General features: G+C 51.8%; 2 protein-coding genes. Both read left to right on the top strand.

The features are described 5' to 3' along the window. A partial coding sequence (locus B2W52_RS22405) for a hypothetical protein (protein ID WP_422655500.1) occupies window positions 1–268 on the top strand: 268 nt, incomplete at its 5' end. A gap of 664 nt (window positions 269–932) precedes the next feature. Then, a partial coding sequence (locus tag B2W52_RS10980; RefSeq protein ID WP_286803025.1) for a putative sulfate exporter family transporter occupies window positions 933–1,352 on the top strand: 420 nt, incomplete at its 3' end.

Here is a 1,352-nt window from a genome sequence, read left to right as displayed (position 1 = left end):
GGGATTAGTTGACCACTACAGTCAATGCCAATTCTTCAGTAGATCTCTGATTGCGCTGGGCCGGGGTTCGAACCTCATCGGCAATGACGGAAAAGCCTCGGCGCTGCTCGCCAGCGCGGAGTGCTTCGATGGAGGCATTAAGGACAAGAAGGTTTGTCTGCTCGGCTATGATCGGACTCCACCCCATTCAATGACACTCGGTGGAAAGTGCAACGACGTTTATAGCTCCATCATAAGACACATCGTTTGTCCTCAAGGAACCACTTAACGCGTCTGGATAATACACCTCTGAAACTTTGATGGCCCAACGCGCTACTTCAAGAGTTCGAACGAGGCTCTCGCGGGTCTGATTAAAACGCGGCAGGGATTCCGGCACGAGCTGCTAGCGATTTCTTGCTTGCTGGCCAACCGTCGCAACATAAAGTCCTTAACCGTTACTCAATGCAGAACGTGTGTCCCAGACCCGCAGAAAGTCTCGATCAAAAACTCGGCCCTGATGTCCAGGCTGAACCAGCCCCAGAAGTTGCTGTTTAGCGCTCCAGAACCAGTGCAACCACGATGCCGGCCAGTAAATCGCCTCGGATGTTGGAAAGCCAGTCGGCTTTGAGTTTGTTAACCATAGTTGAGTTTCCAGTGCACTCGTCAAAACAGGAAGGGTGTCAGCGGGTTCTCTTTATCAACGAAAAGGCAGGTTACGAACACAACTTGCGGTGACAACGAGAGTAAAACGCGGGAAAACGGGTCGGAATTGCCCACCGACAGCGGGCGCGGAGCTTATCAAACTACAGGTTAAAAGGTAAGGCGCACGAGACAATAGCAGCGGATTAAACACCACTAATCTACATATTCGATTTATATCTCCTTTTTTATTCATTTTACAGATAACAATTTAAGGCATAACGTAATTCCATTAGATAATAAAGGAAAGCGTTATGTACAAAGGTCTTGGGTTATGTGTTCTATTCACCATCGGTGGTTTTTTGCTCACCGCGCTGACAGGCGACCGCGTCAGCCCGCTGGTGTTTGCTCTGGTGCTGGGGGTCATCGTCGGGAATCTTCCCATGCCATGGAAAAGCCAATCCGTTGAGGCCGGACTGAAATTTTCGACCCGCTGGCTGTTGCGCACAGGCATTGTGCTGTTCGGATTTTCCGTCACCATGCAGCAGGTCTTTGCGTTGGGGCCGCGCATTGTGGTTCTGGATCTGTTGGTCATTGTCACTGTTTTGTTTGTTGGCTACCAACTGGGCACCCGCTGGTTCAAGCTGGACCCGGAGACTGCCCTGCTGACCAGTGCGGGAAGCGCCATATGCGGGGCGGCGGCCATTCTGGCAACGGAAGCCACGATTCGGGCG

This window comes from Marinobacter sp. UBA2498 (genome assembly GCF_002341575.1).
Lineage (GTDB): Bacteria > Pseudomonadota > Gammaproteobacteria > Pseudomonadales > Oleiphilaceae > Marinobacter > Marinobacter manganoxydans.
Note: the sequence above shows the minus strand (reverse complement) of the source record. Positions and strands in the feature narration are given on the sequence as shown.